We start from the raw sequence: 15,998 nt of genomic DNA, 5'->3' as shown, positions 1-15,998 counted from the left end.
AATGGCTAGTCTTCATGATGTCGCTCGTCTCGCTGGAGTTTCCAAGTCGACGGTTTCAAGAGTAATCAATGATGAGTATGGCGTAAAAGACGCGACCAAGGTGAAGGTGCGTAAAGCGGTTGAAGAGTGTGGCTATCTCCCAAACCAAGTCGCTAAAGACTTAAAGTCCCAAAAAACCAACCTGGTTGGCGTGATTGTTCCTAGGGTTTCTTCCCATGCCACCTCTCAGGGTGTCGATGGTTTAACCGCCGTCTTAGAGCAAGCGGGCAAGCATGTATTATTAGCGAGCACACACCAAACACACCATAAAGAACTTGAATATATTCAGATATTTAACCAGAAGCGTGTTGAAGGCATCATCCTGTACGCGACCCACCTCGACAACCAATTAGTCAAAGCGATTCAAAGCTCTGCCGTACCCGTGGTATTGGTTGGTCAAGACGGGTCAATGTTTAACATCCCAAGCATTGTGCACGACGACACTCGCGTAGGGTTTGAAGCGGGTAATCGCCTCATAGCGAAAGCTTGTAAGCATATGGGATTCATCGGTGTGCAAGGTGATGATATTGCGGTTGATAAGATGAGATCGGAAGGCTTCGCTCAATCGCTTCAATTTAACGACCTCACACTGCAATTTCACGCCCGTGGCGACTTCACCATAGAATCAGGTTACCAACTGGCGAAGCAGTATCTCAAGGAGCACACCAAGCTCGACGGCCTATTCTGTGCCACTGACCGTATTGCAATCGGTGCGATCAGAGCAATTCAAGAAGCGGGCCTCGTTCCAGGAAAGGATGTCTTGGTACTCGGCGTGGGTGATGATGAACTTGCTTCAGTATGCACACCAACGCTGTCTACGTTTAACTATGCGTTTGATAAAGCGGGAGAAAATGGAGCCAAGCTGCTACTCGACCGTATTGAGAAAAAAGGCTTTGAAATGAGCAAGATGGTGTTGACCTTCACCACTATTGACCGAGAGTCTTGCTAGCGATTTATTTCAGAGATCAGGTTATCCCAAGATAAAAAATGCCAACCTTCGAGTTGAAACGATAAGGTTGGCATTTGGTGATGCGACTATCACATCATGAGTAACACTCTCTATCTAAACGATATATCAAGCAATTAGAACCAAGTTTCCATCTGCAGTGCAAACAGAACCTCGCCGCCCTCTCCCATCGTTGCAGCATCTGCTTCAGTGCTAATCGAGTAACCATTCAGGTCTTCACTCCAATCCACATAGCTCACAGCGAAACGCAGTTCAGGCCTATCAAAGAAACCAGTGCTAGTTGAAAGCTTCAGTGTTGGTGCAACTGTCGCTTTGTAGAAACCGCCGCTCGCTTGCTCTGTCGAGTTGTCTAAATCCATGTATTGCAATGAACCTTCGTAAACCATCTCAAAGTTCTCTGTGAACTCTTGAGCTAATCGAACGTTTAAAGAAGCCCATGTGAACTCGTCATTCTTCTTCAAACGGTCTTGGCTATGCTCTGCCATTAATGCAGGTGCTAAGCGCCAGTTGTCGCCAATGCGAGTGACACCGTAGCTAAACAGGCGAACGGCTTTCGCGTCATCCAGTAGATCACCATTTGAACCGATGCCTTTTAGCTCTGCACCTAGGCCACTACCCACTAACATACCCGTTTTAGAGAAGCCTTCGCTCAGACCAAAGAAGTTGTCTCCATGGTACGCAAACATTGCGTGTACACCGCTTTCAGCTGCGCCATTTAGGCGGCTATCGTTGTCTGCTGAGGTCATACCGCTCAACATCACTTGCCATTGGCCAATACGGTTATTCATGGTTGCAATGTAGTTTTCTACATCTGTTGACGAGCTATCAATCTCACCAAAATCTCGGCCATAAATAGAGAAATTCGCTTTCCAGTTGTCGCTCATCTGAACGTCATAAACGCCCGCACCAGTACCTGATAAGAAGACAATATCCGAATCGAAAAAGTGAATATCAAAGTTGTCGCGATCGAATCGTTTACCCGCCCAAAACGTTGCTTCAGAAAACGCTTCAGATTCAGAGAACATGCTCAGACGGTTCAGTTCTGAATACACTTGTCGCACATTCAACTGGCTTTCGCTGGCAGTCCACTCGTTATTTGTCTCAGTACTGTCGGCCAACATGATGCGAAACAAAGCACTAGAGCCATCGTCTGCAAATCGCTTATGAATCAAGTTCGCTTCAACGTAATGATCATCTTCAACACCAAGACGTCCAATTGGAGCTCCAATGGCACCCGCCGCTGTCATGTAAGGACCAGTACCTGTCGCGCCGTTTAGGTCGTCGTTGATCAATAACCCAGAGCGAGCATAGCCGTGAAACTCAAACGAAGAAGCCTTTTCATTGGCCTCGGTAGAGACCTGCTCTGTTTGTGCAACCCTTTGTTCTAATTCATTAATACGTTGCTCTAATGCTGCAACGTCTTCACTTGCTAATACCGATATAGTCATTAGCCCCATTGTTACAGCAACCGCTAAAATGTGTCGTTTCATTCTGATGTTCTCACGTTAATTGTTTTGGATTATTTGCAAACGTTCCCAAAACAATTCGTAAGCACATTTCGGCTTATAATTTTGATGTATAAGCTCTATATCGAAGAAGAAATAGAAATCAGTCGTGTTGATTACTTCACTTTTGTATCTGAGTGGATGATAGATCGATAATTTCGGGAACGTTACCGAAAATGCATAATTCTGATAACTTTGTCACAAGTGAAATTGATTAATGGGCGAAAAATAGTGTATCGCGCACATTGAAGCCTTTATCAAGGTCGTCGATAAGCTAGAGTCAGTTATGAACAAAGCGTGATGAAACATACAATAACCACCACCTTTAACTGATAAATAACTCAATTATCGAAGGTGAACACGGTTTTGTTCGATCTAATAAATGACGATCGAATCATAAAAGGGAAGTTAGAAATGAATCCAGATACTTATGAAAGCTTCCAATAAAAAAGCCAAGTTGAACCTTAGTGATCAACTTGGCTTTAAATGGCTCAATGAATGCTTTCTAGCGCGTTGTAACGTCACAAAAGTAGAGATTATTTAATTGGATAATGTCGCTTTAAAAACGCAATCACATGCGGTACATACTTATCGGTATCAAAAATTGGAGCACTATGACCAACACCCTCCTCGATAAACAGCTGATTCTCAATGCCGTACTTGTCCAAAGCATGTTTGAGGATCTGGCTTTGCGCTAAAGGCACTCGCTTATCCAGTGTTCCATGGAACTGAATGTAAGGCGGAGCATCACTGTTTATATAACTGGTCGTTGAAGCTTGTGCCGCTAGCTCTGGTACTTCACTCGGGATATCACCTAAAAAGCGTGACACCGACGACTTTTTACTGGTTGGTCTGTTCCCTTTATTACCTAGTTCCAGCAGGTCCGTCGGGCCAAAAAAGCTTACAACTCCAGCCACTCGATACTTAGGTTCTGAGTAAAAGCTAATGTCACCGTGCGTATTACTTGCGCCGACCAATCCCGCTAAATGACCACCAGCTGAACGCCCCATCATAACCACGTTATCGGCGGCAAGATTGTACTTGTTAGCATGGTCATGAAGATAGTTAATAGCATCATTAATATCCGCGACTGGTTTTGGGAAAGTTGCTTCGCCACTTAAACGATAATCGACCGCAGCCAACGCATAACCTTCATCCAAAACAGAATTAAGCAACAACGGGTTTTTAGTCGGAATATCGTCTTTAGTGCCACGCTTCCACGCACCGCCATGTACCCAAACGAGCAACGGATATTTTCCATCAACCTTTGCTTCTGTTTTGGGAAGGTAGAGATCAAGCTTGATCTCTCGTGCTTCTACCGTCTTAAACAAGATGTCCTTTTCTACTGTGTATACCGCATTAGCATTAGCAGCCGATAATCCAACAAATGAAAGCATCAGTAATTTTGTTATCTTTTTCATTATGAACCTCTTATCTAGAATGACGCTTCTGCTGCTAACCAGTAACGACGACCATCTTCAACGTAGCCAAACTCTTCGTAATCGGTTTGTTCTTCAAATAGGTTGTAGATACCAGCCATCACCTTAAGGTTCTTTTGCACATACCAGTTGGCACCTAAGTCAACATAAGTAATTGATGGCGCTTCGTATTGTGTTCTTGAACTACTCGTTGTCGGTTCTGACTCTTTGCCACGGTATGTCACTCGCATCCAAGATTGGACATCATCACGTACTTGCCAATCTGCATTTACGGTAACTAAATGCTCAGGAACTTGTGTTAGTGGCTTACCCTCATCTTCACCAGACTGCTTCTCAGTATGTGTATAGGTATACGTCGAACCGACAGAAATCGCCTCGGTAATGCCTTTATTTATCGTGTATTCAGCACCGTAAGTAATCGCGTCTTCAATGTTCACGTAGGTAGAATCACAACCACGTCGGCCACAGTTAGTGCTCAGCTCTTTCTTGTCGATCTTGTCTTTAAAGTCACTGTAGAACACGGTGAAGTTCGAGCTTAAATCGGCATCGCCAACAAAGTACACGCCCATTTCACTGTCCACTGACGTCTCGGCTTTTAGATCAGGATTACCGTAAACCGAGCAGTCGCCACCACAACTTTCTTGCGCCCAACCCGCTTCCATCTCAGTTAAGCCTGGTGCTCGATAACCCGTTGAAACACCGCCTTTCACTGTCCAATATGAGTCGACACTCCACACACCATAAACGCGAGGGCTCAGATGAGACTCGAACACGTCATTTTGATCAAATCTGAGGCCAGTTGTTAGAGCAAAAGAATCGGTGATGTACCATTCATCTTCCGCAAACAGTGACCATTGGTTATTTTTGAAGACATGATCTTCTGCAGAATCTGTCAGCTCCTGACGTGTATAGTTGAAGCCGATAGTTAGGTAGTGCGCCTCAAGCACAGGCATAGACCATTGTGAGTTCAGAGTCAGGTTTTCCACTTCCATTTCTCCGCCTTCATTCTCAACCGTTTCATTGTTGATGTATGAAGTGCCCGAGCCCCAGTCGTAGTTGCCTGAGTGAGATAGGCCCAATGATTGACGATTGTTCACACGCTCAGAATCTGTGGTTTTCGATTTTCCATCCGTCGTCACTCGTTCTTGATCGTGACAGGTGTAATCAAACGAGAAAGTATCGTCATCCGTAGGCGTCAAGTGTAGTGCGCCACGGTAACTCTCTAATGTTTTGCCTCCGTATCCGTAAAGAATCTCATCTTCCTTACGCTCTTGATATAAACCAGAGAAAGAAGCACTCAACAAGCCATCAATAAGAGGGCCCGCTAGATGCACTTGGCTTTGATATGAATTGCCCGAGTCTGAGTTCTCTTGCAATGTTGTTTCACCACGTACGCTGCCATACCACTCTTGATAATCTTTACGAGTGATAATGTTGATCACACCGCCAATCGCGTCTGAACCGTAAAGCGTCGACATTGGGCCACGCACGACTTCAACTCGCTCAATCGCGCTTAGAGGTGGTAGCCAATCTTGCTCAAAGCCACCACTGCTGTTTTGTTGTGTTTCACGGCCAGACTGCTTGCGTCCATCGACCAAAATCGCCGTGTATTCTGCAGGCATACCACGTATTGAAATGTCTTGGCTCGAACCACCACCTGTCACTATCACACCAGGTACATCACGCAGCGCGTCTGTCAGATCTTTATACGATCGGTTTTCCAGCTGCTCACGAGTAATCACGCTGATCGACGCTGGCGCTTCAGTGACAACCTGCTCATAACCAGCTGCTGTCACAACCATGGTTTCCATAGTCGTCGCTTCAATGGTCAAAGCTTCGGTATCAACTTGATTTACTTGTTCGTTAGCAAAGCCCATCACAGGGAATACAAAACACGCAGCAGCTATAGACTTAGAAAGGGGGGAACGAGTAAACGTTTGAATAGTGTTCATCTTGGCTCTACTTAAATTGAGATTGCATTTAATAATCATTCTCAATTAGAGCAGCGTAAATCATTCGCTTCAAGCATAATGCTATCGCCAAAATAGAATATCGCTATCCGCCAGACGGATAGTTACCTTCACCTTATGCTTGATATGAAACTGATGATGTTGCGAATAACGGCTCTCAAATCACTCAGACTTCGGTGCTTACTTAACTAGAAGTCACTCTCTTTTAAGAGTACGTATCTTTGCCTACATAGAGGTCTTTGAATATTTCACGTACCCATTCACACATCGGGTCATCATGAAATCGCTTGTGCCAGTACAAATAAACTTCTTGAAAGCTCAAGTGGAGTTCTTCTGGGACTTCTCTGGTGATCAGGCGGGGATCATGACACGCTGCTTCTGCAAAAGGTGTTGGAAGGTGAAAGATGATGTCGGTTTCAGCAGCAATACTTGGCGCCGAGCTGAAGTTACTCAACTGCACAGGTGCAGACAGGCGCTGCTTTTTATTGGCTAAACCGAGTTCTTGGTATTTGTGTTCGAAAGAGAGCCTTTTCTCACCTTGTAGAGAGACTTGGCCAAAATCATATTCCGCCAGCTTTTGTGGGGTCAGAGTTTCATTCGCCAATGGGTGCTCTCGGCTCATCAACAAACGGAACGTGCGCTTCGCCACTGTCATACGATAGATATTTTGCTCAGCAGAAGGCGGCTGATGCGAAGATAAGGCAAAGTGCACATCACCTGCGACCAAGGATTCGAAATGACGCTTGGGCGCAGAATCTAAACTCACGATCATGTTCGGCGCTTCTTTGCGGATCTTAGCGATCACCTTGGGCATTAAGGTATTAATTTGAGGCAGTAAGCCATAAAATTTCACAGTACTATCAACCTTGCTTGGGTCAAACGACTGCTTATGAACCAACTTTTCCAGGTTAGTAATAACGGTGTTGATATCGTTTTTAATCGACTCTGCTTTTAGGGTCAGCTCATAGCCATACTTCTTACGTACCAGCAGCTCATCATCAAAGAAGGTACGCATTTTTTGTAGCGTACGACTTACCGAAGACTGGCTCATGTTCAGAGACATTGCGGTATTAGAGACGTGTTTTTCTTCGAGTAAATGCTTAAGAACGAAAAGAAGATTCAGGTCAATCTGGGAGAGGTTCATGAGTGCGTCACCAAAATAATGAGGGCATCGTTGAGACAATACGCCGCGCTCAAACCACGGCAATGCATATCAATGATTGGGGTTCAAGATACCGAGTTAACGGCTCTGCGAGCATGATTTAAAGTTCAATAGAAAAACGACTAAATCAAAAAATAGAAATAGAGATCGCTACTTTCTCTTCCCCTGCTCCACCAACTTTTCATTCCATGCCGTATTGCCGTCACGCTTAGTCACGTCATACTCTGAACAGAACTGAGATATGGTCATATTGTTATCGCCAGTGGCAAGCTTGAGAGCCAACTGAACTTGTTGAAGCTTGCTTTGCAGTCGCAAGATTTGACCAGCATTTGGGCTTTTCTCTTTGGCGTATTTTAAAGCCGCATGCTTACGTTCTGCCGCGCCCGCTCGGCGATCTGCTTCTGATAACAGATACTTGAGTTGAGCAACACTCTTGCCTTTCTTGAAGGCAGGATCAAGCAACTCAACGCATTCATCAAACGATGGATCGATAACGTATGGGTCAACTTTATGAGCTTGTTGGCGCATCCATTCGAGTGCGAGTTTTTCATCTGACATAATTACATCTTTACCAAAGAAACAGCCCTATATGGTATCGCTCAATAGCAAACCGCTGCAATAACAAATTGAGTGACTTTACGCCTTTTTACACTGTGCCGATTGACTAATTTAACAATCACAGCTCCAATAGTTGGCTTTAACGCATCACAAACAGCTCTTCGTGGTAGTGCTTTTCAATATCAAATTGATAGGTGTCTAATTCTTTTTTCAGCGATGTAGAGAACAACTCCGGCCCGCAGAAATACATCTCGTACTCGTTGAGGTCGCCACATTGATTGACAATTCTTCCGGCGTTTAGCCGCGGTGAGTGCAAGGTATCTATCACGGTCAACTTCACACCAACCGCGTGTGCTAGGTGCCACAACTCATCGATTAATTGCTTATCAACACCGCGAGTACAATAAAACAGTTGAATACGAGGATGATCTCGTTCTGTTTTGAGCGCTTCAAGTGTTGCAAAAAACGACGCTATCCCGACACCCCCAGCAATCCAAATTTGTGGCTTGCTTAGGTCAAAATAAAGTCGACCATAGGGTCCTTCAACCGTAACCGCATCGCCCGCTTTCACTCGTTCATATAGGCCATTAGTAAAATCACCCAGCTCTTTGATCAAAAAGCGCAGCTCTGGATCATCACTGCCAGAAACAATGGTAAACGGATGCGGGTCTTCATTACCGAAACGCAAGTACGCAAACTGCCCAGCTTTGTGACCTTGCCAAGATGCCTCCGGTTTTAACACCAGCTCCATCACTTCAGCTTGTGGAAAATAGCGAGTCGAGATAATCTTCGCTGAGTGACGATTACGACGCCCAACCAAGCCCAACAAACTGTAAATCGCTGCGATAGACCCAGCCAAAGCAAATGCCACAGTTAGATAATAAATAGGTTCTCCCCAATACGCTCGTTTAAGCAGGATTACTGAGTGGAAAGCGATAAACAGGTACGCAACCGACATCAGACGGTGCGACAATTTAAACGGTTTGTACTTCACTGCCGCCCATAGTGACGCCACCAGTAAAATGAGCAACAAGTAGAAGCCCCACTCGCCAATACTCTGAGCAATACCGCGTAATTCATTGACCCATAACTCCCATCCAGTCAAAACAGCTTGCGGCCCTGAACCATCGTGTCGAACAGGCTTATCTAACACACCAGACACCACCAATGACTTAGGTATTTGGTACCACAACCAGTGTGTCACACCCAGTGCAACACCACTGATACCGAGCCATTTATGGACTCGATATGCTTTATCCATGCCTTTCAGCCAATTCTCAACCATAGGCAAACGCATCGCCAAGATCATTGTGATGGACATTAACACCAGAGACAAAATACCTGAGTACTGAATCATGGCTGAGCGCCATTCAAAGACATCGCTTGAAGCGAATAATTGCGGTTCCATCGCAAACCAAAAGGCTGACATTGTGGCAATCATTGCCCAAATGATATTGCGGACTGTTTTCATTTGTTAACACTCATAAAGACGACATCATTACTTTAGCTCCTGTGATGTAAAGGGACGTCAACGTACGTAAATCTATGCAAAGGATCTCGTTCATTGTGCTGTAGCAGAGATAAAAGAGACAAACTGCCCACGGCCAATAAGCGCTCTTTGATCGATAAAAGCGGATTCTTCGTACATATAAGTCCGTTAGTGAGCATGCTCGAAGATAACAATAAATGAGAAGAAGAGAAGATATGAAGGACATGACCCTTTCTAAACAAGATATCCAAACAATGGACCCGCGCCACCGCATTCGTTTGGTTAACTCCCTATCTGGATTTAAAAGCGCCAACCTAATTGGTACTTGTGATAAACAGGGGCTTGAAAACCTTGCGATAGTGAGCTCTGTCATTCACCTAGGGTCTGATCCTGCGCTGCTTGGTTTTATTGTTCGCCCAGATAAAAGCCGACGTCATACGCTAGAAAACATCCTAGAAACTAAGTACTTCACCGTTAACAGCATTGGTGCTGACTTTGTTAAAAAGGCCCATCAAACCTCGGCTCGCTACCCTAAACCAGTCTCAGAATTCAACGCGGTCGGCTTAACGGCCTATTATGACGACACATTCCCCGCTCCCTTCGTCTTGGAGAGCAGTTTAAAGATAGGGTTAGCGTTCAAAGAACAGATAACAATCGAAAGCAATCAAACGCAAATGTTGATCGGTGAAGTTATAACGATTCACGCACCCAAACGCGCCGTGATGCCGGATGGCTACCTTGATTTAGAAGCGTTGGATTTGGTCACGGTATCAGGGCTTGATAGCTACCACGTAACTCAAAGACTGCACCGATTAAGCTATGCAAAACCACAACAGCCACTCTTTCCACTCACTCGTGAAGGTAACCCAACTTCATGGGAAGCTTTCGAACTCAATCTAAACTAATTTTGTTCGGCAATTTGCTATCAAAAGTGCTAACGTCCTTTAATTCCAAGAGATGCATCTCACACAGGCGCATCTCACTGAGCACACTATTCATTCTTACGTCTGTTTCCAAGGACCCTTTTGAAGTTAACTCACTTTAAATACAAAACGCGCGAAGGCCCAGACTACCGACATGGCGATCAGGTGTCATTCATGGACATCAAACAAACCTTCGGTATGGGCAGCATTCGTGTGGGGGCTTGGGTCACGAAAGAAGAAAAAGAGTTGGCCGCAAATCTGATATTCGACTCGCTAGCCGACTTGGCTTACATCCTGGCTTTGCCACCAGAAGCCATTGGCCTTCGCGGCACATTAGGCTTAGCTTTCGGAAGTGGCGGAAGAAAAGGCGTACAAGCACACTACGCACCAAATCAAAGAGAGTTAGCCCTCGCTAAGAATGCAGGAGCTGGTGCGCTCGCTCACGAGTTTTGGCATGCGTTTGACCACTATATCGCTGAGAAGGCGTTTGAAATCGGCGATACCTCTGGCCCCAAAAAACAGATCTTGTTCGCCAGTGACTGTTGGCTACACGATAGAAAGGTGCGACCTCATCCATTAAACGAGAGTTTGATGTCTGTGTTCGATGCCACACTACTCAGTGACAACAACCTAGATAAACACGACTACGTTGCACGCAGTGTTATTGCCGACAAAGCGACGTCTGCCCGCTACTTCTCACTACCCACAGAAATGATGGCGCGTGCCTTTGAATCCGTGATTGAATCGTGTTCCGATATCAAGAACGCTTATCTAGTGGATGGCACAACCAAGCCTGATATGTACCCCGTGTATCCTGATATGGCGCACCGAGAACAGATATACCAAGCCCTGCAAGGTTACTTCGCACCATTAGGCCGATCTTTGAGTAAATAGCATTTTGAGTCAGTAACTCTCTGCATATTTACAATGAATGACATGTACCATAAGTTGATCATGTGTAAGCTCTGATATAACATGTACAACAAGCGGAACATGTAGAATAGTTAATTCATGAATGATTAACTATTCTGTGTATATAGAAAGATTAAACATATCCAAAAACAACAGGGTAAATAAGTGATGAATATTGTTTCTTTTACTGAGGCCAGAAATAGCCTTAAGTCTGTGCTCGATAGAGTGGTAGACGATTCTGATGTTACGGTAATAACCAGACGAGATTCAGAAGATGCAGTGGTCATGTCTCTTGATCATTTTAATTCAATGCAAGAAACCTTGTACCTTATGAGCTCGCCTAAAAACGCTGAAAGATTGGCTGAATCTATTGCTCAACTCGAAGCCGGAAATACAACCGTTCGAGAATTGAATAATGACGAATGATCGAAAGATTGTATTTACAGATAATGCTTGGGAAGATTACCTATACTGGCAAACCCAAGACAAGAAAACGCTCAAGAAACTAAATAAGTTGATTGAAGCCGCCAAAAGAACGCCCTTTGAAGGGATTGGAAAGCCGGAGCCACTAGTCGGCAACCTGTCTAGCTTTTGGTCAAGACGAATCGATGACAAGAATCGATTAGTGTATAAAGCAGATGACGATAACTTTTATATAATTGCTTGTCGTCACCACTATTAAAAGCAGTAAGCAGCACATAGAAAGGGCAGTAATGATCAGTTGGCCATCTTTGGTAAAACTCGACGGTGATGATGAGCTTATTTACGTCGCATCCGAACACGAATTTCAAGCAGAATGCTCAGAGATGATCTTGGGTGAAGATGATTACCTGATTGATTCAGTTGGCGACAGCTATTCGCTTCAATCAAGTTCTAACCAACTGTCTCTAGCTAAACGAGCAGACCAGTATTCGGTTGAGAGCGTGACCAAACTGATTCGAAATCACGAGTTCCAGAAAGCCGAAGTGTGCCTAATGAAGATCCACTTCCTAACTATCGAAGAAGCGATTCAGTCTTTGGCTTTTGAGGCTCGCTAATACTGCTTAAGAGCTCGTATCAAAGCGAATCCCCAAGACAGATTAAACAAAAACAGCGCCAATTCAGGCGCTGTTTTTGTTTGTTGTCTTAGCTATCTCAAAGAAAGCTAATACATTAAGCGATAAAAATCTGTGCCAGAGCGTAGCCTAAACAACATGCGCCTACTACACCGATTAAACCAACCGACATGAATGAGTGGTTGAAGTACCACTTACCAATCTTGGTTGTGCCAGAGACATCGAAGTTCACTGTTGCGATGTCTGATGGGTAGTTCGGGATAAAGAAGTAGCCGTAAACTGCTGGCATCAAACCGATAAGCAGTGCTGGATCTAATCCTAAGCCAAGGCCAACAGGTAGCATCATACGTGCAGTCGCCGCTTGAGAGTTCACCACAACCGATACGATGAATAGCGCTAGAGCAAACGTCCATGGGTAATTGGTCACCATTTCAACGATGCCAGATTTAAATTGAGGCATTGCATATTGGAAGTAGGTATCTGACATCCAAGCGATACCGAAGATCGCAATCGCCGCCACCATTCCCGATTTGAATACCACACCGTTTGGCACATCTCGCGGGTCAGTTTTGGTCGCCAGCAAGATGATACCGCCGAAGCAGAGCATCATCATTTGGATGATCACCGACATCTTGATTGGCTTGTCGCCGTCAACGATGGTTCTGATCTCAGGCACCATCGCCACGATAACAATCACCACAATCGACAATAGGAAAATCAAAACCGCATTACGAGCCGAGGTTGGCAGCACTTCATCCAAAGACGTCGCAGTAGTGCTTTCGATACGCTTTTTCCACTCAGGATCTTTTAGACGAGCTTGGTATTCAGGATCGTCGTTCAGTTCTTTGCCGCGTTTCAGGCTGTACAAAGAAAGCAAAAACGTACCAAACAGCGTTGCAGGCACCGTCACCATCAAAATGGAAAGCAGTGTAATAGAGTGTTGAATATCAGAAAGCTGCGCGAGGTAGTACACCACAGCGGCTGAAATTGGTGATGCGGTAATAGCTAGTTGAGACGCGACAGACGCAGCTGCCATTGGACGCTCAGGACGAATCCCGTTCTTCAGTGCGACATCGCCAATGATCGGCATGATGGAGTAAACCGCGTGGCCAGTACCCAATAAGAAAGTCATCGAGTAAGTCACGAACGGAGCTATCAGGGTAACGCGTTTCGGGTTCTTTCTAAGCACCCTTTCCGCCACTTGCAGCATGTATTTCAAACCACCTGCCGCTTCGAGAATCGAAGCACAAGTAACAACGGCGAGGATGATCAGCATCACGGTGACAGGTGGAGACGTTGGTGGCATCTTGAAGACAAACACCTCGATAACCAAACCAATACCAGAAACAACACCTAAGCCAATACCGCCATACCGAGATCCGATATAAAGGACGACTAATAAAAATAGAAACTCAAAATACAACATAAGCAACCCTGCTAAAAATGTGGACTAATGTTATTTTCTCCCTAAGCTCAGCCATTTACTTATTGCTTGGTCACACTATGATTGCAGGCTCCCGGTAATTGTTTTTTATAAGATTATGGTCACGTAAACCGACCTGTAAGTTTATGAAATGTAATAAGAAGCCAGACGCACAAGCTAGATTTGTTATGTGGAATAATCATAATTGTTTCTGTTAGATCTGGATGGCCTATAAAACACAAGGCTCATAACTGAACGATATTATTTCAACCACAATCAATCACATTTAAAGTCATGCAGAAGCATATTGCCGAGCCGATTGGATATATTCTTACTGAACGTTGACTCGCCTATCACTAGACACTATGTCAAAATACCCGCCCTCACGATGACAACACATTAAGAACCACGGATATGAATTTTCAAGCTGCTATTTTTGATATGGATGGGCTGCTGCTCGACACCGAGCGACTTTGTATGCAGGTTTTTGAAGAAGCATGTCACGCGCAAGGTGTTCCGTTTTTGCAAGATGTCTACCTAGGCATCATTGGTTGTAACGCAAAAACCATCGAACAGATTTTTCGAAATGGTTACGGTGAAGGGTTAGATTACCCAGCGCTGAATAATGAATGGCGCACGCGCTACAGTGCAATTGTTAAAAACCAAGCAATCCCAGTAAAAGATGGCGTGATTGAGCTGCTTGAATGGCTAAAATCGAATGACATTCCAATCGCGGTGGCGACCTCCACTCAGCTTGATATCGCAAAGAAGAAGCTTGAGCTGGCTGGCCTAGATTCGTACTTCACTTCATTAAGCACAGGCTGCGAAGTGACTCACGGCAAGCCTCACCCAGAGATTTACTTGCTGGCGGCTGAACGCCTAGGTGTTGCGCCTGAAACCTGCCTAGCGTTCGAAGATTCGAACAACGGAATTCGCGCTTCTATGGCAGCCAACATGATCAGCTTCCAGATCCCTGATTTAGTAGAGCCATGTGACGAAGTGAAAGCGCTTGGACACACCATCAGCCCTTCTCTGCATGATGTGCTAGCACAGCTTCAACAAGCTGCAGCTTAAGCTCTGACTGCCGTTGATAATGCTTTTATCAACGTAGACAAGCCCCTCTATTAAGCCGACTCACAGAGTCGGTTTTTTTGTTGATATACTTTTTATAAAAGATAAAAACTCGCGCTTGAAACTGTTAAAGTCGATTTGGGATAAATGCTAAGTAATCAGCAAGATTGCTAACGTCTAAATATGGAGACAGAGACGCGTGAAGGAAAAGTTTGAAGACCAACTGCTTGAGTTTGCACAGCAAGAAATGACACAAGATGCAGCACACGACATCAGCCATATTAAGCGTGTCGTCAAAACCGCAAAAGCTTTGTGCGATCAAGAACAAGCTAAGCTTGAAGTCGTGTTACCCGCCGCGTATCTTCATGATTGCTTCACCTTTCCTAAGAACCACCCAGACAGAGCCCAAAGCTCGCAAATGGCAGCAGATAAGGCGATCTCTTTCCTCAAATCTATCGAGTATCCCGCGTCCTATCTTGATGAGATCCATCATGCGATTGTCACGCATAGTTACAGCGCTAACATCACACCAGAAACCTTGGAAGCTCAAATCGTCCAAGATGCTGATCGCCTAGATTCTCTCGGTGCAATTGGTATTGCTCGTTGCCTATACGTTGGTCAAAGCTTCGATGCCGAACTCTATAACCACGAAGACCCGTTCGCCAAGCAACGTGACTTGGATGATAAGCATTACAGCGTCGACCACTTCTACGTGAAGCTGTTTAAGCTCGCTGAAACCATGAATACAGAATCCGCTAAGTTAGAAGCCAACAAGCGCACCGACTACATGCGTAGCTTTCTTGAGCAGTTGGGCGCGGAAGTTTAGCGGTTTAGAGTTAGCAGCTTAGAAAAAGAGACTCGCGATAAGGAAGAGACAAGGATATGGAAATAAACCGCTTTAAAGCCTCCGATGCCAATGAGATCGTCACTTGGTTCACATCACTCGAAGACTATGTACTGTGGGGCGGACGAACCTTTGGTTGGCCGTTAGAAGTAGCTTCGATCATCGAACGATCTCAAGAGCCTCATGTCGAGCTGTATACCTTTTCTGCATCTAAGTCATACTCTGAATCGAACACAGAATCGAATGCAAACTCGAATGCAAACTCGAATGCCAATGACTTGCTTGGCTTTATGGAGTTTCAACGCATGTCAGACAACGAACTTCGCTTTTGCCGAGTCGCGATTCACCCAAACCAACGAGGCAAAGGGCTTGGGCAATCCATGATAGAGAGTGCATTAGAAGCGGCGAAAGAAATACCCGATGTCACCACCATCAGCTTGGCGGTATTTCAGCAGAGTATCGGAGCAAAACGTTGCTACGACAAAGCCGGCTTTCAGGTGGTCGACAAAGAGCCGAGCGTCAAAGAGTTCAATGGCAAAACGTGGCCCTTGTATCAGATGGAATTAAAGCTCTGCTAGTTTGTTTTGATCAACAAACTGGTTTTAATTGCTAGATTCAACCCCATATCATTAAGCATTGGC

The 15,998-nt window shown here is 45.0% G+C and carries 16 protein-coding genes; 9 read left to right on the top strand and 7 right to left on the bottom strand.

The window, feature by feature from the left end; genetic code table 11:
- Position 1: 1 nt before the first annotated feature.
- A complete protein-coding gene (locus AB4323_RS04810; protein ID WP_017067468.1) occupies positions 2-988 on the top strand; it encodes a LacI family DNA-binding transcriptional regulator in 987 nt (328 codons plus the stop codon).
- Positions 989-1,122: 134 nt separating this feature from the next.
- Here the strand turns inward: AB4323_RS04810 and AB4323_RS04805 are convergent, their stop codons facing one another.
- The 6 genes from AB4323_RS04805 to AB4323_RS04780 all read right to left on the bottom strand — a co-directional run bounded on the left by AB4323_RS04805 (position 1,123) and on the right by AB4323_RS04780 (position 9,111).
- Positions 1,123-2,496: a carbohydrate porin gene (locus AB4323_RS04805; RefSeq protein ID WP_372151785.1), complete on the bottom strand. Its 1,374-nt coding sequence runs from the start codon at positions 2,494-2,496 to the stop codon at positions 1,123-1,125.
- A gap of 551 nt (positions 2,497-3,047) precedes the next feature.
- Positions 3,048-3,932 (bottom strand): alpha/beta hydrolase fold domain-containing protein, encoded by an 885-nt coding sequence (locus tag AB4323_RS04800; RefSeq protein WP_372151783.1) that lies wholly within the window; start codon positions 3,930-3,932, stop codon positions 3,048-3,050.
- Between the two features lie 14 nt (positions 3,933-3,946).
- On the bottom strand, positions 3,947-5,827 hold the full coding sequence (locus AB4323_RS04795) for a TonB-dependent receptor domain-containing protein (RefSeq protein ID WP_372151799.1): 1,881 nt from the start codon (positions 5,825-5,827) through the stop codon (positions 3,947-3,949).
- A gap of 298 nt (positions 5,828-6,125) precedes the next feature.
- Entirely contained in the window at positions 6,126-7,064 is a 939-nt protein-coding gene (locus AB4323_RS04790; protein WP_372151781.1) for a LysR family transcriptional regulator, read from the bottom strand.
- Positions 7,065-7,232: 168 nt separating this feature from the next.
- A complete protein-coding gene (locus tag AB4323_RS04785) occupies positions 7,233-7,640 on the bottom strand; it encodes a hypothetical protein (RefSeq protein WP_017061620.1) in 408 nt (135 codons plus the stop codon).
- A 139-nt stretch (positions 7,641-7,779) separates the two neighbouring features.
- Positions 7,780-9,111 carry a ferric reductase-like transmembrane domain-containing protein gene (locus AB4323_RS04780; protein ID WP_372151779.1) on the bottom strand — a complete coding sequence of 444 codons (1,332 nt, stop codon included), beginning with the start codon at positions 9,109-9,111 and terminating at the stop codon, positions 7,780-7,782.
- Between the two features lie 233 nt (positions 9,112-9,344).
- On the opposite strand from AB4323_RS04780, the gene AB4323_RS04775 reads away from it, so the two are divergent.
- The 5 genes from AB4323_RS04775 to AB4323_RS04755 all read left to right on the top strand — a co-directional run bounded on the left by AB4323_RS04775 (position 9,345) and on the right by AB4323_RS04755 (position 12,001).
- Positions 9,345-10,034 carry a flavin reductase family protein gene (locus AB4323_RS04775; RefSeq protein WP_017061618.1) on the top strand — a complete coding sequence of 230 codons (690 nt, stop codon included), beginning with the start codon at positions 9,345-9,347 and terminating at the stop codon, positions 10,032-10,034.
- Between the two features lie 120 nt (positions 10,035-10,154).
- Positions 10,155-10,946 (top strand): CLCA_X family protein, encoded by a 792-nt coding sequence (locus AB4323_RS04770; RefSeq protein WP_372151777.1) that lies wholly within the window; start codon positions 10,155-10,157, stop codon positions 10,944-10,946.
- A 186-nt stretch (positions 10,947-11,132) separates the two neighbouring features.
- Positions 11,133-11,390, top strand: coding sequence for a type II toxin-antitoxin system Phd/YefM family antitoxin (locus AB4323_RS04765; RefSeq protein ID WP_017061616.1), 258 nt, complete (start codon positions 11,133-11,135; stop codon positions 11,388-11,390).
- On the top strand, positions 11,380-11,646 hold the full coding sequence (locus tag AB4323_RS04760) for a Txe/YoeB family addiction module toxin (protein WP_017061615.1): 267 nt from the start codon (positions 11,380-11,382) through the stop codon (positions 11,644-11,646). The genes AB4323_RS04765 and AB4323_RS04760 overlap by 11 nt, the downstream gene beginning before the upstream one ends.
- 31 nt (positions 11,647-11,677) lie before the next feature.
- Positions 11,678-12,001: a DUF4144 domain-containing protein gene (locus AB4323_RS04755; RefSeq protein WP_280603437.1), complete on the top strand. Its 324-nt coding sequence runs from the start codon at positions 11,678-11,680 to the stop codon at positions 11,999-12,001.
- A 115-nt stretch (positions 12,002-12,116) separates the two neighbouring features.
- Here AB4323_RS04755 and AB4323_RS04750 read toward each other — a convergent pair whose 3' ends face one another.
- Positions 12,117-13,445: an anaerobic C4-dicarboxylate transporter gene (locus AB4323_RS04750; RefSeq protein WP_010432780.1), complete on the bottom strand. Its 1,329-nt coding sequence runs from the start codon at positions 13,443-13,445 to the stop codon at positions 12,117-12,119.
- Between the two features lie 411 nt (positions 13,446-13,856).
- Here AB4323_RS04750 and AB4323_RS04745 point away from each other — a divergent pair, with 411 nt between their 5' ends.
- The 3 genes from AB4323_RS04745 (at position 13,857) to AB4323_RS04735 (ending at position 15,935) form a co-directional block, all read left to right on the top strand.
- Positions 13,857-14,516: an HAD family phosphatase gene (locus AB4323_RS04745; RefSeq protein WP_017069081.1), complete on the top strand. Its 660-nt coding sequence runs from the start codon at positions 13,857-13,859 to the stop codon at positions 14,514-14,516.
- A 196-nt stretch (positions 14,517-14,712) separates the two neighbouring features.
- The gene (locus tag AB4323_RS04740; RefSeq protein WP_372151775.1) at positions 14,713-15,339 is read left to right on the top strand and encodes an HD domain-containing protein; all 627 of its coding nucleotides are present in this window, start codon (positions 14,713-14,715) and stop codon (positions 15,337-15,339) included.
- Between the two features lie 56 nt (positions 15,340-15,395).
- On the top strand, positions 15,396-15,935 hold the full coding sequence (locus tag AB4323_RS04735; RefSeq protein WP_372151773.1) for a GNAT family N-acetyltransferase: 540 nt from the start codon (positions 15,396-15,398) through the stop codon (positions 15,933-15,935).
- Positions 15,936-15,998: the final 63 nt, after the last annotated feature.

Source organism: Vibrio sp. 10N.261.52.C11 (assembly GCF_041471405.1).
Taxonomy (GTDB): Bacteria; Pseudomonadota; Gammaproteobacteria; order Enterobacterales; family Vibrionaceae; genus Vibrio; species Vibrio crassostreae_C.
The sequence above is the reverse complement of the archived record's forward strand: the minus strand, read 5'-3'. Positions and strand labels throughout refer to the sequence as shown.

Bases quoted from the DNA above. Each gene is read 5' to 3' on its own strand.
- AB4323_RS04810 (WP_017067468.1), top strand. From the start codon at position 2: ATGGCTAGTCTTCATGATGTCGCTCGTCTCGCTGGAGTTTCCAAGTCG.
- AB4323_RS04805 (WP_372151785.1), bottom strand. From the start codon at position 2,496: ATGAAACGACACATTTTAGCGGTTGCTGTAACAATGGGGCTAATGACT.
- AB4323_RS04800 (WP_372151783.1), bottom strand. From the start codon at position 3,932: ATGAAAAAGATAACAAAATTACTGATGCTTTCATTTGTTGGATTATCG.
- AB4323_RS04795 (WP_372151799.1), bottom strand. From the start codon at position 5,827: ATGGGCTTTGCTAACGAACAAGTAAATCAAGTTGATACCGAAGCTTTG.
- AB4323_RS04790 (WP_372151781.1), bottom strand. From the start codon at position 7,064: ATGAACCTCTCCCAGATTGACCTGAATCTTCTTTTCGTTCTTAAGCAT.
- AB4323_RS04785 (WP_017061620.1), bottom strand. From the start codon at position 7,640: ATGTCAGATGAAAAACTCGCACTCGAATGGATGCGCCAACAAGCTCAT.
- AB4323_RS04780 (WP_372151779.1), bottom strand. From the start codon at position 9,111: ATGAAAACAGTCCGCAATATCATTTGGGCAATGATTGCCACAATGTCA.
- AB4323_RS04775 (WP_017061618.1), top strand. From the start codon at position 9,345: ATGAAGGACATGACCCTTTCTAAACAAGATATCCAAACAATGGACCCG.
- AB4323_RS04765 (WP_017061616.1), top strand. From the start codon at position 11,133: ATGAATATTGTTTCTTTTACTGAGGCCAGAAATAGCCTTAAGTCTGTG.
- AB4323_RS04760 (WP_017061615.1), top strand. From the start codon at position 11,380: ATGACGAATGATCGAAAGATTGTATTTACAGATAATGCTTGGGAAGAT.
- AB4323_RS04755 (WP_280603437.1), top strand. From the start codon at position 11,678: ATGATCAGTTGGCCATCTTTGGTAAAACTCGACGGTGATGATGAGCTT.
- AB4323_RS04750 (WP_010432780.1), bottom strand. From the start codon at position 13,445: ATGTTGTATTTTGAGTTTCTATTTTTATTAGTCGTCCTTTATATCGGA.
- AB4323_RS04745 (WP_017069081.1), top strand. From the start codon at position 13,857: ATGAATTTTCAAGCTGCTATTTTTGATATGGATGGGCTGCTGCTCGAC.
- AB4323_RS04735 (WP_372151773.1), top strand. From the start codon at position 15,396: ATGGAAATAAACCGCTTTAAAGCCTCCGATGCCAATGAGATCGTCACT.